Here is a 13,405-nt window from a genome sequence, read left to right as displayed (position 1 = left end):
AGAAGCCTGCCCGAAAGCAGGCTATGTTATTAATTAGGCTGCTATAGTTCTTGCTACTTCAGTCCACACGCCATCTACCAATACAAAGGTTATATTGTCTGCGCCATCTGCTAAAACAGCTTCGGATGCAACTTCAATATTTCCTGCTACATCATTGATAGTAACAGTTCCACCTGCTCCACCATTTACAACTATTTGTTGTCCTTCAAATCCGTTTAAGATTTCGTCTAACACATCGTTAGCGACACCTGTAAAGTCGAATTCGCTTCCATTTGTTGCATCTATACTATCTACATAGCTAGTATCTGCTACTGGAGCAGTTGCAGGAGTTGTAGTACGCTTAATTTCTGTAAGGGTTTTATCTGCATTTACTAAAAGCGTTAATGTACCACCTGAAGCTATAGACCAATCAGCATCTCCTGTAAGCGTGATGTTACCATCGTCTGTTACATTTCCTGAAGAAGTTGTATCTCCTTTAATTTTTACAATTTGACCAGCAAACGTATTGCTAATAGTATCTAAATTTGTAGACCAACCATTTCCTAAATGAATGTTAGAGTATGGTAAAGCAACCTCTCCAGTAGCATCGTCATAAAGTGTTACAGACATATCTTGTAAATATGGAGGCATATTTGCCCAAACTGTTTGTACTTTAAATGCTTCTGGATCTGTATCTTTTACTTTAGTTCCAATGTGGTCAAAACCAGCTCCCCATTTATAGTCAGCAAAAATATGCGTGTCTCTTAAAATGTTTTGGAAACGATACATCGATTTTTCTCCTGGTTTATTCTCGTACAACTTAATGTTGTTTTCGTCTGTAATAAACATGAAGTTAGAGCCTTCTAAATCTCTAAGTGTTACAAAACGGAAATTTAAATAGTTTTCAATTTCGTTTACCTCTTTACCGTTGTAGTTGTTGTCTAAACCAAATAACTGACGTTTACGTTCTTTGTAACGTCTCATCCAGTAAGGTGATAAATAAAAGACCATACCTTCAGCGTTTTTAGACTCTTCAGGAATATTATTTTCAATAACATCTTTCACATAATCTACAATATTAGTAGTAGTTGGCGCTCCCATATTTGCAATACGGAATTTAGCATCGTACCAATACGCTTTCCATAATTGAACTAGTAAACCATCTCCTCTATGTATCGCTCTACCTGCTACAGTAGCGTTATTAGGTGTTTTCACAAAGACACCATTAATCGCTACTTTACGATCTTCTTGACGCACCTTCTTATCTAATTCGACTAATAAGAATTGAACGAAAGACATTTTAAACGGAGAAGAACCTTCTTTATTCATCATGTTCAACCAAGACGCCTCAATTTTCTGTAAGAAATATCCTTGATGCGTAATATCTACTTGAACAGGGAATACTTTATTTTCTTCTGGCTGAATTAATTGCTTGTTTTTAGCTAAGTATGGTAACTTTCTAGCTTGAGACACTTCTGCAGACACAATATTAGCAGTTGCAATTTTATCATCAACATTAGAAACCAAAGTCCAGAAATCTGGTAAGCCTATTAAATCTCTAAACAGAGAATTTACAGCTGAAGGATTCTGTCTGTGATATAAATCGATATCACCTTTAAGCGTTTGTAATTCGGTACCATCTTCGGCCATAAAATCTGTAGGACCATTTCTTAATCCTGCAGCTCTCTGGTTCCAAGGTCTACTTTCAAAAGCGTCGTAAGCTTTGCCAGTACCTAAAAAGTGAGTTTTAGAGTGCATATCTTTTAAATTGTTACGGTTTCCTGTAGCTAATGGCGTGTCTTCTTCAGGCGCTTTTAATAAAGTTTCTAGCATTTTATCGGTTTTCTTGTTGTGCTCAAGAAGTCCAGATAAAATTTGTTTAATGTCGCCAGATTCTGCTGCGGCTTTTTTAGGATCTTCTATTGCTTCTTCAGCATCCTCTGCAGCGAGTCCATGTGCTTTTAGCATATCCATCGCTTCTTTTTTAAGGTCAACCAACTGTTGATCAGTGTCGTCCTCGTCTTTAGCAGCTGCATCTGCTAATTCCTGGTTCATGGCATCAACCACATCATCCAGTTTTGTTTTTGGTCCAAGAGCGTCTTGGAGTTTCTGTTTTTGATCTTCGCTTAAATTTATCTTTCCGTCTTCAACCAACGATTCGGCAGAAAAGAAAGCTAACATAAAAGCATAGAGCGCTTTGAATTTTTTCATTGTACTTGTTTTTATTTGTTAATAATTAATTAATAGAATATGCTTCAGCTAGGGCTTTCGCAATTTGCATAGCGTCTTTCATATTTGCTTTTTGATTGATCATATTTAAACGAATAGCGTCTTCTGTTCCAAAAGTTCTACCAGTTAACACACCTTCTTCTTCAATAAGATTTGGATGTGCTTTTCTTACTGCAGCTTGAAATTTTTGAGCCATTGGGTTTAAATGCATGTCTCTTAATAACTGATAGCCTTTTTCTGGATCTTCTTTAATGGCTTTTGGAATTTCATTTTTATGCTCAGATAAATCTGAATAGACTTCGTGAGTATCCACTCCCATTTCTTCATAATATTTAGTAGCATCCATCCAGCTGCTCACCACACCAACACTTCCAAATCGTGCAGAAATGTTGTTTTCTGCAACTTGGTAATCTGCAATAGCATCTGGAATCCATCTGTGTAAGGATAAGGACGCGTCGCAAACTGCTACAATAGGCTTGCGCTTACGGGTTGCAAAATCTATAAATGGAGAAATAGCAGACACAGCGCCTCCTGGTCCATCTACATTTATTATGATAGCTGCTACATTTTGTAAGTTGTTTACAAAATCTAATTGCCAAATAATTTCGTTAGCCCCAAGCATCCACCAGTTACCATATTTCATCATTGGACCAATAATATTTATAACCGCTACGCTGCCTTCTGGTATTTCTGAAATGTCGCGAGGATGAATACGCTCATTGTCTTCGTTAAAAAAAGACAAAATTTGAGCAGATCGGTCAACTTCTTTTGCGGCTGATTTTAACGCTTCTTCCGATAAGCTTTTAAAGAAATGCCCCATTTGTAATAATCCGGAATGACTTAACAGCCATTTTCCTGTTAGGATTTCGTTTAAAATGGTATAATTTGCTTCTGGAACTATTGAAAATTTGTTCATGTAAAACGTATTTTACACAAAAAAAAGATTAATAAACCGTTGTAGCTGTGACACGGTTTTTAGTGATTTTGGAATTTTTATGAATTTATAAGCTAGCGCTTAAAACTATTCCGCATGTTATCCCTACAAGTAAAGGAATAACCCAGCCTTTATTTGGTTTCTGAAAAAGCTTTTTTAGTGCGGTTTCTTTCTTTTCTAAAAGTACTTGAAGCTCTATCTTTTCTGATCTGGTTTGCTCGAAGCTAGCAAACATTATATTATTTGATTCTACCAATGAGTCAAAAGCTTGAGATTGCTTAAAATATGCAGTACGCAACGAATCACACTTTTTAGATTCCTTCATTATAGAAACTAAGGTGCTACGTTTAATCGTTATTTTCTCCGTGCTTTGCGAGAAACTCGTAAAGCTCATCGTTACCAACAGGAGTGTTGTCAATAGCTTCTTCATCTTGTTTGAGCTTGTTGTTAATTTTTGATTTAGTAGTCGCAGCTATAGAAGTGTTGTCTTTGCCAGATGATAAAATTTTAGCTTCTTTTAGGTCTTTTGCAGATATACTGTCATTAATAGCAGCAACTTCTTTAGTGAAATAATCTCGTTGTTTTGAAAGCTTATGGTTAAAAAATAAGCCTTGCCCTATGATAATTAAAATCAATGCAACAAACGAGAGTATAAGTGTGTTTTTTTTCATCATCTTAAAAATAAAGCGAGGACTTTCACCTTAACTAACTAACTAAATTATAAATGAAAAAACCTAACCATTAGGAATTTTTGCCTCGCTTTAAATTGTGTTATTTTCTTTGACTACTAACCCATTGTTTTAAGGAAGACATCGTTGATTGGGTTAATTGTTTTGAACGAGCCTCATTTGTTTGACTTTCAGTAAAAGCAACTACATCTACAGCTTCAAAAGAGTTGTAAGTGTCGTATGCAAATTTAAGCACCGAAAGCGCTATTAGTATTTTACCTATTACCTGACTAACAATTAAGGAGTCGCCAAACAGACCTACTTCCATAACCATACCTAGAACAGCAGCCGCTAACGCTAAATATTGAGCAAAATTTAATTTTTTCATTGTTTCTGTGTTTTTAATTAATAATCTTTATCGTTTTTGAAAATGCATCCAATCATAATTTTTCTCAACACCTAAAGAAATAAAACCATGCTTGTAAAAAATATCAATCATTGGTTTATATTCTGGCCTTGCAAATCTTGCTGTTGCACTTGTTTCTCTTAACTTATTTCTTGCTGGATCTAAATCTATTGCAATTCCCCATGCATGAGTACTCCAGGCTGTGCCTCCTCGCATTTTTCTATAATTAAAACAACCCCCAAACAAATCTATTCCTAGCCTTACTATTTCGGCATATCCATAATATGTCAGCAATTCATTAAAAATATCTAAAAAAGATTGCGCAACTAATTTATGACAACTCATTCTAGTTACTTTTACATCTAAATCCCAAGACAAACGCATAGGATAAGGCAAATCGATAACAGTTAAATAACCCTCACCAATTTCATTAGGTGTACCATAAATTGCTTTTAATCGATTTGTGGTTGGCTGTTTAAAAATTGGGTATGTCATTATTTTATTTGATTTAGTTTTAATTATCGGAGAGGTGCTATCTTCAACATCTAAAACTGGTGTTATTCTTTTTCCTTTTATTATTTTTAAAAGAAAACACACTATTGTTTTTCTTTTATTTTCACATGACGGTTAATCAAATTATAATAGTATTGTGTTTTTTCTCTAGTGGTGTCGCTATAAAACTTATTAATTTCTTTGTCGTTAGTTAAAATATAGATGTCGCCAATTTTGTTTCCTAAGCTATCTACTACAATAGAATTTGTATGAAAAAACAAATTATCATAAGACTTGAACCTAAAATCAACCTTCTCTTGAACTGTGGTTACTTGCAATTCTGCCTTGTTAGAGGTTTTTACAGAGTAAACCACACTAAGGATAAGGGTTAAACAAAACGCTAAAATCCCGAATTTCAAGAGGTTTATGGGTTTAAATATTTGTTTCATTATCGTTCTTTTTTATATTAAATTTTTCTTGTAAGAGATCTGTAATCAAATCCAAACTTCGTTCGCCGCTCCAAGCACCTATACTTGTTGCTAAAATCTGCCATTTATAATCTTCTGTGTAAATAGAAGCTAATAACCCTAGCATGATACCTCCTACTATATTTACTAAAAGACTCATTGCTATCCCTAGTTTTCCAGACACTTTTTTTTCATAAGTGTTTTTTAATGTTCGCGCGAAGGCTGTAAGTACTAATAAAAATGATGTTATAAGTAAAAATATTTTATCGATATTCATTTGGTTTTATGCTTTACTGTAATTCCTTCGCTATAAAACAAAATAACAACCACTAAAGCTTTTTAGTTGTGACACGACAAACTATGCACTATAAAAATGAAGTGTTTTATTACTTATAGGCACTTGCAGCCTACTTAACAAGTGTTTTTTTTTAATACCGTTATAGTATATTTTTCTTAAAGATTCTGGATCTAACTCGGTATCATATAGGTTATGAAGTAACATAAACTCATGAACACCTTTACTAATTTTCCCTGGAGATGTACTGCCTTTAGCGTACCCTTTTACAAACTGGACAAGTGATATTCTAAAAATAGAATCTAAATGATCATTTAATAATTGAACATCTTTATCTAAAAATTGTATCTGTGAGTGTTCTAACCATGTTCGCGAATTAATTGAGGCTTTTGTTTCTGTAGTATTTGATTTATCTAATGATAAAAAAACACTAAAACCGCTAATCTTGCTTCTAGATTTAGAGACTACAGCTCTAGATCTAAATACATGTATTAACCTCCCTAAAATACTTGCGTTTGTAACATGGGCTAGCTTTATTTTTTTATTGCTATAAATAGCTTTTATTTCTCCATCTAGCTCTTGAAACAAAAAAGACACTAAGTGAGGTCGTATATATACATTAATTAGCTCTTGGTGCTGTTCCATTTAATCCTGCGGTATTTTTAATTGATGTATTGGCGCATATCCGCTATACATTGATTTATACCTGTCGTTATTCATATAACTATTAAATACGCCTTCTGTTCCTGTTCTGTTTGGACAAAACATTGGGCTTGATGTTGTTCCGCTAACTCCTATAGCGTAAGTTTTTCCAAAAGGTTCTACCTTTTCAAAATTAAATTGATAGTCTAATTTTACAGTAAACACATCTGTGCTTATACCACTGCTAGGACTGCAGCTTTCACTTACATAAGCATAACCAGGGCGCTTGGTATTTGCTGTGCTTATGTGGCCACAAGAAATTTTTATTTTATTAGACTCTACCACAAGACCATCATGTATTCTAACCATTGCCATAGTTATAGAGGATTGTCCTGGTACAGATAGATAAACGTCATTGCCTTCAAAATCTGTTCCTATGTCTGCATGAGCTGTAATCCAATACAGATGTCTGTAGTTAGAAAAATCTCTATTATATGCTTTTAAGCCTTGTGTTTCTGATGTGCCTTCTGGTCGCCATGATAACACAACGTATTCGCCACTTGGCGTAATTGTAGCCCAGTCTAAATCGCCAGAAGCGTTTATTTCTTGTTCACCTTCAATAACATCGTCTTTAATATTATAGACGATTAAATATTTTTTACTTGACTTATAACCTATTAACACGACATATTTATCGTCTAAACTTATTCGTCCTTCGCCTTCGCCTATACTTAAATTGGAATATCCTGTAAATGTTCTTATAACTTTAGTGGTGTTGGTAGATACTTTTAATTCCTTCCATTGGTTTGTGCCATTGGTAATACCATACATTAGGTCTGGATTTGTATTGCTCCAATTTCCAAAGTTTGGTGCTTGTACGTAGTAAAGGAAATCGCCACTTTCTGCATCTATAATAGCTGTTCCGTTTGCTGAAGATGCTTTTATAAGTTTACCGTTAGAGTTATAAGCGGTGTTTTTGGCATATTTTACCGTGAAAATAGTATTGTCTGGTGCCAGCCTTCTTATTACTGCTCCTGTTTTTTCGTCTGGTATTTCTTGTAAATATCCTAAATTAGAAGATGGAGCTGGCGGATTAAGAGTTCCCCAATTATAGCTAGAAGCATTAACCTGATCTGGATAACTAAAATCGTTGGTTGGTGGTTCTGGCTCTGGATCTGGAGAGCCATTTTCGTGAGCGTCTAACTTTGCTTCTAAACTGTCAATTTTTTTTGAGAACAAATCAAGTGTTTCGTCTTGAACTTTTAGTCTTTGATTTACCAAGTTCCATAGTAAGCTATAGTCATTGTCCATTCTAATGGTTTTTGTTTCAAGTTCTGAAACACGCTCTTGTAGCGTTTGCGAATAACTCGTTATAGATAGTAGAACTATTGTAAGTAAAATTAGTTTTTTCATAGTTATAATTGTTTTTAGATTATTCTGGTGCATAAAGTTTTAAATTAGAAGATGCGTCTAAATCATAAATATCACCTCCAATAATTTCTGTAAGTATGATTAACCTTTGAGCGTTTGTTGATGCGTTATAACTTTGTTCGCCAAAGAAATAGTTATTACTATCTAGCTCGTCAATAACATTATAAGTGTAGTCTTCAAATAAATTTGAACTCTTATACTCATAAAAGATGTCGTTATCGCCTGTTTTGTCTAACACATAAATAATAAGGTTAGTACCATCAAACCCTAATTGAATAGTTCGCATAGCTGCCCAAATGTGTCTGAAGTTTTCTGGCAATATTTCGCTTATATCTTTATACTGCCAATCGTCTTCTGTAGTGAAGTAATAAAGCCTTAAATCGTTAAATATTTGATATGTATTGCCATCGACTACAACAGGATCTTTTATTGACCTTGAAATTAGAGCGTAGGTAACACCATCGTTTTTAAAGCCACCTTCATAGTTGATGTTATAGTCTGCACTTGCTCTTAACCATACAGCACAATTATCATCCATGTTTGCAGCAGACATATTACCGCTTGCATCAACATCTTTATTATAGGTTTCTTGTAGGTTTTTATAATTTATGCCATCAAAGGTTTTAAAAATATGAACGCCTGTTTTTCCTCCATCTGTATCATCACGTTCATTTAAGATGAGGATTTTTTCGGTGTTATCATCATAATTATACATTCTATGGCAATATGCTCTAATATTAGTGTCGCCTGTATAATAAGGGTAATGGTCTGTGGATGCTGTAGCACTATTTGTGCTAAGTATTTGCATATTCAATCTGGTATCTCTAACTAAAGCAACAGCTCCGCGCCCTGCTAAGAATATGTCTGTACCGTTAACCCACATCATTGGATAACTGAAATAACCAGCTATTTCTTTATGTAAAACAATGTCTTCTAAATCGTCTGCTACCGCTTTTTTATACACAAGCCAGTCGGTGTTATGTCCGTTAGAATTATCTGTACTATCTGCTCCTTTTTCTCTAGCTATATATAAATCACCATTAGACTCGTCTAAGGTTATAATTGGTGAATGATGAGAGTCATAAGCACTTGTAATCGATGCATGAGCAGGTATTATATAAGAATCGTTTATAACTATTACACCTTCAACTTTACTGCACTTAAAAACCTTAACAGCTCTATTATTAGGCGCGCCACCTTTAAGCATAATCACGAAATACCAATAACCATCAAACGGATTATAAACATTGCTATGCGTAAAAAAAGGATCAATAGGCTTAAATTCTGAAGCTGTTCCTTCAGTATCAAGCGTCAAACCAACAAAAACATCGTTTGTTAGTTTTGAATTGCCTCCTTGTGATATGACTGCTTGTAATAATGGCATAATTAATCTATTGGTGTTCCTGCGGCTTCTAGCGCATAATTTGCTTGAGCTTCTGCTAAAGGCACATTTCTATTCCATGACCTTAAATCGTCTATAATTCCGTTAAAATAAGTCGCACCTCTTACAGAATATCCTATATTGTAATTACAGTCAAAAGCAATAGTGGTGGCTGAACCTGCTTCCGTTTCAATTGTAGCAACGTCACCATCAACAACAATATCAATATCATCTTTACTTCTCATTAATAACCAAACCTGTTGCATATTTCCTGTTAATATTGACTCGGTTAAATAGGCTTTTCTTCCGCTTGCTGCGGCATTTATTCCTTGACCTAAAGCAAGCCATAACTTATCGTCTATTCTAGCGAGGTTTATTCCTTTATAAAACGTAGCATGGTCTGATGCAATAGCGTATTCTGTACCTGTTAATGATGATGGATTAACCAATAACTTTAAAGCACAAGGGAATCCTGTTATGCCTAAATTATCTACAGCAACATGGGCACTTCCTGTAAAAGAATACGCTGTGCCTAATTGTCCTGTAGCCTCTATTGTAGCACCGTTATTTGTGCCATTAAAATTACCTGCAGCATCTACAACAACGTTGGCAGGATCTGCTGCAACTTCATTAAATTTATACCCTCTCACATAATCTGTAAGATTTAGCTCAGGCAGTATTGTTGATGTATATTCTGTGACATCGCCATTATCAAATTTCCAAACAATATCTTCATCTTCTACACCTTCAACATCAACATATATTTGAATGTTTCTAGTGTCTATAAAATTAAAAGGAGCTGTTTGTGTGGCGTTGGAGTTTGATGTTACAATCATATTTTCACTAAAGCCTCCTGTGGCACTATAAACGTCAACTGTAACACCTGTGTCGCCCTCTTTTAAGTCGCTAAAACTTGATATTGTGATTGGCTTATTTCCTAATTCAACCGCGCCAATAACCGAAATAACTAAGGTGTCTCCATCTAGGTGACTACAATAAACAGAAACAAAATTACCTTTATGTCTGTATTTATGAATGTTATATTGGTTTCGCTCGCCTTGTAATCTTGTGTTTGTACCTCTTAAAAAAGAAGGTAGTCCTTTACCTATATTTACAGTATGTATAATGTCTCCAGGAACTAATGTTCCTTTATCAATAGTAGCTTCTATACCTGAATCGCTATTAAAATAATAAACGTTCTCTTTTCCTTTTCTAACACCATTAAAGGTGGTGTTGGCAGTTATATAAGGTGTTTGTGGCGATAGTCGTCCTGTACTAACATCGGTTTCAAAATCCTGTAAATCAAAATCAGCTTCTAAAACTTCTGTATTGCCATCGCCTACGGTTTTTGGTAGTGTTCCTACATATTTATATTGTTTAGATATGCCGTTTTGCACACAGTTAAAATAGTAAGTTGTACCATCGTTTGCTAAAACTTCCCAATCTACAGTAGCAGGATCTAGCGCGTTTATGTAGTCTTCAATAGTTTCTTCAACTATATTGCCAAGGTCTATATATTCGCCATCGTTATCTATTTCGTAAAGCACTCTTGGCGCACCATATATTATTAAATCGTAAGCATTAATAACTCCATTAGTTGAGCCTGTTCCCCAAGTGCCAACAGTGTTATTACGAGTAAAATGATATTGCTCTATAGCTGCAACTATTTTATTGTTTATTAAACGTTTTAAAATGATTTGCAATACAATTAATTGACCAGCCACTATGGTAAAACCTAGCTCGTTTATTCTTGCAACTAGCTCAGTATTAGTCGTTACGTTTCCTTCGCTTGTGGTTATTAATCCTGCACCAAAGTTTTTAAGACTATAGGATGGCGGTGTAGTAGAACCACCACCTCCAGCTTCTTGATTTTCATATAAATAGTTTAAAGCTTGTTTTATTTCATTCCACTCTTCAGCAGTATATTTAAACTTAGGATCTATATTTGCTAGTTGTTGTAGCTTATCCCAACTATCTTCTTTAACGCTGTCTGATAACGGAAATGGGTTCTCTGTAGCCATATTTATAAATTATAAAAGTTAATAGGGAATTCTTCTGAAAGCTCAAAATCAAAACTTCCATTTGTAAAACCTAAAGTGAAAATAGAATGTGTAGTGTAGGTTATTGTGGTTGTTTTATTTGTACTTACTATACTTATTTTAGGTGAAGAATTTTGGTAAATATCGTTTCTGCCAAAAAAGAAAACCAGACCATTAGACATTTTTATATAAATGTATTTTACTTTGCAATAATCTTTAATTCTCATTGCTCGTAAAGGATCGTTACTCGGAAATTTAAATTCTAACTTTTGAGTATATAATATTCCAGCTGCTGTAGTTTTGCCGGTTTCTGTTAATTTAACCTTTGAAGGAGTAAAATACGCTTGTTTAGTAGTACTATTTTGAACATAACTATTATAAAAAGGTTGTAAGCTAGTACCAAGAGAAGGTGTAGCTTGACCTGTTATGTCTATCTCAACACCACAAATATTCGGTAAGACTAAAACTTTTTTGCTAATATCCAAGATTATAGGGTTTTACCAAAAATAATAAAAATTCACAATATGTAAAGATATAATTTACTTATTGTGAATTTATTAAGGTTTGAAATCTTTCTTAAATTCTCTATATTTTTCTGTAACTCTGTAACCTACTATGTAAACAATAGTGTTTACAGGCTTTTTTTGGTTGCAACCACTTTGTAACTGGAAAGGTTTTTTAAAAAACCACTTTGTAACTTTCTTTAAGGTTACATTTTTTTTGTAACTCTATTACAAATAGAAATTAATAATTGTAACCTATAAACTATTGAATTTATTGACTTTGCCGTGAACGGTTACAAAGTTACAGTTTTTTTTTACTAGAACTTTAGAGAGGGGAAAGGGAGGGAAGACGGTCCACGTATTCGTAGTTTAAAAAAAGAGGGTGTTGTCGGGCGATCTAAACTAAATGGGAGAGGTGTCTGAGAGCTTCTAAGGAACTAGAAACGTATATTCTAGTGGTTTTAATATTAGAATGCCCATATAAGTCTTGTATTAGTGCAAGATTATTACCGAGCTCGAATAAATGTACTCCACAGCTTTTACGTAAAGAATGAAATCTATATTGTTTGCCAAACGTAGCTTTAACAATATTATTACAACTGGATGCTGAGTATTGCGGTCGCCAATCTTGGCCTGTAAATACATATTGTTGTGGTTTGTGGCTTCTAGCATGTTGTTCGAGCAAATCGATAATAGAGTCGTTAATTGGAAGTAAACGATCTTTATTGCCTTTTGCTTGAGATATTAATAGTGTTTGTTCCTGGCGATTAATATGCTTCCATTGTAAGTTAATGATTTCTGATACACGTAGGCCACAAGCATAACCCAATGTTATAATAGTTTTATGCTTGATGTTTTTAACTGATGTTAAACGATTTAATAAAAAGTCACGAGGAATAACAGGTTGAATTGTTATTGATTTACGCGGGCGCTCTATTTTATCTAAATGAATAGCCTTTTTACCAAGGATGTATTTAGCAAACAATTTTAAACTACCAATTATTTGATTTTGTTGACTCACAGACGAATAGTGTCTGTTCTCTAAATAACTTGTGATTTGTTTTAAGCTAACCTGGTATGGATCCTTTATATTATTATCTTTGATAAAAGCTTGTAAATATGATACGTAAGAATCTATAGTGTTCTCCGAATACCTTTTGTTTCTTAACTTTCTTATATAAATTTCAAGAATTTTCATGAATCATAGTAGTGTTTATAGTAGATTAAGACCTATTGTAGATATACACACGTTATCGGCAAAACCTCAACATCGTCCTCATTCACTACGTTCAATCGTCCTCGTTTCGCATACGTAAAACGAAGCACTTCGTACTTCACTTGTTTCACTATTGCCGATAACAAAGCTCGTGTACGTGGAAAATAGCCTTGCAAAAACTACGTTTTTGACTTTGTATCATAAACAACCTTTTCAATTTCTTCATCTGATACACCTATTGATTCAAAATGTATACAACCAAAATTTTCACCTGTTAAAATTCCATCTGGTATTACAACAGTTTTTCCATCCATTTCTAATTTACCAACACAACCAACATCGGCTGTAAGTTCTTCTTGTGAAATTTTCAAACAGTCACCCATTACTTCGTGTTCTGGTCTATCAAACCAATATTTACATGCTTTACATTTCATAACCAATCTTTTTTAATTTTTGAGTAGGAAACAGCTACTCTTGTTGTTTGTCTATATTTCATATCTACTTTGTTTTACTATGTTCGTTCAGCCGATAACTTCGTGTATTAATCATTGTGTAGTGCGGCTATTTTACACGTCTGTTGTTCCTATTTCTTTTACTGCTTTAAAGCAAGCTTTACACAGCTCGAAATCCACAACAGATGAATACACGAGCTTTGTTAGCATTGATTTACCTCGCTACGCTTCGGTTTTTTCACTACATAAAATTTTACGTCGTTTTAAAATT

General features: G+C 34.2%; 15 protein-coding genes. All 15 read right to left on the bottom strand.

Annotation, left to right across the window (positions count from 1 at the left end; all coding sequences use genetic code 11):
* Window positions 1-33: 33 nt before the first annotated feature.
* On the bottom strand, window positions 34-2,190 hold the full coding sequence (locus tag ACFS5M_RS14005; RefSeq protein ID WP_183490118.1) for a hypothetical protein: 2,157 nt from the start codon (window positions 2,188-2,190) through the stop codon (window positions 34-36).
* A gap of 25 nt (window positions 2,191-2,215) precedes the next feature.
* Window positions 2,216-3,124, bottom strand: a complete 909-nt coding sequence (locus ACFS5M_RS14000; protein ID WP_183490115.1) for a S49 family peptidase — start codon at window positions 3,122-3,124, stop codon at window positions 2,216-2,218.
* Window positions 3,125-3,209: 85 nt separating this feature from the next.
* Window positions 3,210-3,467, bottom strand: a complete 258-nt coding sequence (locus ACFS5M_RS13995; RefSeq protein ID WP_183490112.1) for a hypothetical protein — start codon at window positions 3,465-3,467, stop codon at window positions 3,210-3,212.
* 22 nt (window positions 3,468-3,489) lie between these two features.
* Window positions 3,490-3,813, bottom strand: coding sequence for a hypothetical protein (locus ACFS5M_RS13990; RefSeq protein ID WP_183490109.1), 324 nt, complete (start codon window positions 3,811-3,813; stop codon window positions 3,490-3,492).
* Between the two features lie 100 nt (window positions 3,814-3,913).
* The gene (locus ACFS5M_RS13985; protein ID WP_183490106.1) at window positions 3,914-4,198 is read right to left on the bottom strand and encodes a hypothetical protein; all 285 of its coding nucleotides are present in this window, start codon (window positions 4,196-4,198) and stop codon (window positions 3,914-3,916) included.
* 27 nt (window positions 4,199-4,225) lie between these two features.
* Window positions 4,226-4,711, bottom strand: a complete 486-nt coding sequence (locus ACFS5M_RS13980) for a M15 family metallopeptidase (RefSeq protein WP_183490103.1) — start codon at window positions 4,709-4,711, stop codon at window positions 4,226-4,228.
* 101 nt (window positions 4,712-4,812) lie between these two features.
* Window positions 4,813-5,157 carry a hypothetical protein gene (locus tag ACFS5M_RS13975; protein ID WP_183490101.1) on the bottom strand — a complete coding sequence of 115 codons (345 nt, stop codon included), beginning with the start codon at window positions 5,155-5,157 and terminating at the stop codon, window positions 4,813-4,815.
* The gene (locus tag ACFS5M_RS13970) at window positions 5,141-5,452 is read right to left on the bottom strand and encodes a hypothetical protein (protein ID WP_183490098.1); all 312 of its coding nucleotides are present in this window, start codon (window positions 5,450-5,452) and stop codon (window positions 5,141-5,143) included. Before ACFS5M_RS13970 ends, ACFS5M_RS13975 begins: the two co-directional genes overlap by 17 nt.
* Window positions 5,453-5,533: 81 nt before the next feature.
* Window positions 5,534-6,115 (bottom strand): hypothetical protein, encoded by a 582-nt coding sequence (locus ACFS5M_RS13965; protein WP_183490095.1) that lies wholly within the window; start codon window positions 6,113-6,115, stop codon window positions 5,534-5,536.
* Window positions 6,116-7,525, bottom strand: coding sequence for a hypothetical protein (locus ACFS5M_RS13960; protein ID WP_183490092.1), 1,410 nt, complete (start codon window positions 7,523-7,525; stop codon window positions 6,116-6,118).
* A 19-nt stretch (window positions 7,526-7,544) separates the two neighbouring features.
* Window positions 7,545-8,927: a hypothetical protein gene (locus tag ACFS5M_RS13955; protein WP_183490089.1), complete on the bottom strand. Its 1,383-nt coding sequence runs from the start codon at window positions 8,925-8,927 to the stop codon at window positions 7,545-7,547.
* A gap of 2 nt (window positions 8,928-8,929) precedes the next feature.
* On the bottom strand, window positions 8,930-10,945 hold the full coding sequence (locus ACFS5M_RS13950) for a LamG-like jellyroll fold domain-containing protein (RefSeq protein ID WP_183490087.1): 2,016 nt from the start codon (window positions 10,943-10,945) through the stop codon (window positions 8,930-8,932).
* Window positions 10,946-10,947: 2 nt separating this feature from the next.
* Window positions 10,948-11,448 (bottom strand): hypothetical protein, encoded by a 501-nt coding sequence (locus ACFS5M_RS13945; RefSeq protein ID WP_183490084.1) that lies wholly within the window; start codon window positions 11,446-11,448, stop codon window positions 10,948-10,950.
* Window positions 11,449-11,863: 415 nt separating this feature from the next.
* Window positions 11,864-12,664 carry a tyrosine-type recombinase/integrase gene (locus tag ACFS5M_RS13940; RefSeq protein WP_183490081.1) on the bottom strand — a complete coding sequence of 267 codons (801 nt, stop codon included), beginning with the start codon at window positions 12,662-12,664 and terminating at the stop codon, window positions 11,864-11,866.
* A 197-nt stretch (window positions 12,665-12,861) separates the two neighbouring features.
* Window positions 12,862-13,116 carry a hypothetical protein gene (locus ACFS5M_RS13935; RefSeq protein WP_183490078.1) on the bottom strand — a complete coding sequence of 85 codons (255 nt, stop codon included), beginning with the start codon at window positions 13,114-13,116 and terminating at the stop codon, window positions 12,862-12,864.
* Window positions 13,117-13,405 lie beyond the last annotated feature (289 nt).

The sequence above is a fragment of the Lacinutrix iliipiscaria genome (assembly GCF_042686125.1).
Classification (GTDB): Bacteria; Bacteroidota; Bacteroidia; order Flavobacteriales; family Flavobacteriaceae; genus Oceanihabitans; species Oceanihabitans iliipiscarium.
The sequence above is the reverse complement of the archived record's forward strand: the minus strand, read 5'-3'. Positions and strand labels throughout refer to the sequence as shown.

Coding starts and splice junctions, on each gene's coding strand:
- ACFS5M_RS13970 (WP_183490098.1), bottom strand. CDS start 5,452: ATGAATATCGATAAAATATTTTTACTTATAACATCATTTTTATTAGTA.
- ACFS5M_RS13965 (WP_183490095.1), bottom strand. CDS start 6,115: ATGGAACAGCACCAAGAGCTAATTAATGTATATATACGACCTCACTTA.
- ACFS5M_RS13935 (WP_183490078.1), bottom strand. CDS start 13,116: ATGAAATGTAAAGCATGTAAATATTGGTTTGATAGACCAGAACACGAA.
- ACFS5M_RS14005 (WP_183490118.1), bottom strand. CDS start 2,190: ATGAAAAAATTCAAAGCGCTCTATGCTTTTATGTTAGCTTTCTTTTCT.
- ACFS5M_RS13960 (WP_183490092.1), bottom strand. CDS start 7,525: ATGAAAAAACTAATTTTACTTACAATAGTTCTACTATCTATAACGAGT.
- ACFS5M_RS13955 (WP_183490089.1), bottom strand. CDS start 8,927: ATGCCATTATTACAAGCAGTCATATCACAAGGAGGCAATTCAAAACTA.
- ACFS5M_RS13980 (WP_183490103.1), bottom strand. CDS start 4,711: ATGACATACCCAATTTTTAAACAGCCAACCACAAATCGATTAAAAGCA.
- ACFS5M_RS13940 (WP_183490081.1), bottom strand. CDS start 12,664: ATGAAAATTCTTGAAATTTATATAAGAAAGTTAAGAAACAAAAGGTAT.
- ACFS5M_RS13985 (WP_183490106.1), bottom strand. CDS start 4,198: ATGAAAAAATTAAATTTTGCTCAATATTTAGCGTTAGCGGCTGCTGTT.
- ACFS5M_RS13975 (WP_183490101.1), bottom strand. CDS start 5,157: ATGAAACAAATATTTAAACCCATAAACCTCTTGAAATTCGGGATTTTA.
- ACFS5M_RS13995 (WP_183490112.1), bottom strand. CDS start 3,467: ATGAAGGAATCTAAAAAGTGTGATTCGTTGCGTACTGCATATTTTAAG.
- ACFS5M_RS14000 (WP_183490115.1), bottom strand. CDS start 3,124: ATGAACAAATTTTCAATAGTTCCAGAAGCAAATTATACCATTTTAAAC.
- ACFS5M_RS13990 (WP_183490109.1), bottom strand. CDS start 3,813: ATGAAAAAAAACACACTTATACTCTCGTTTGTTGCATTGATTTTAATT.
- ACFS5M_RS13950 (WP_183490087.1), bottom strand. CDS start 10,945: ATGGCTACAGAGAACCCATTTCCGTTATCAGACAGCGTTAAAGAAGAT.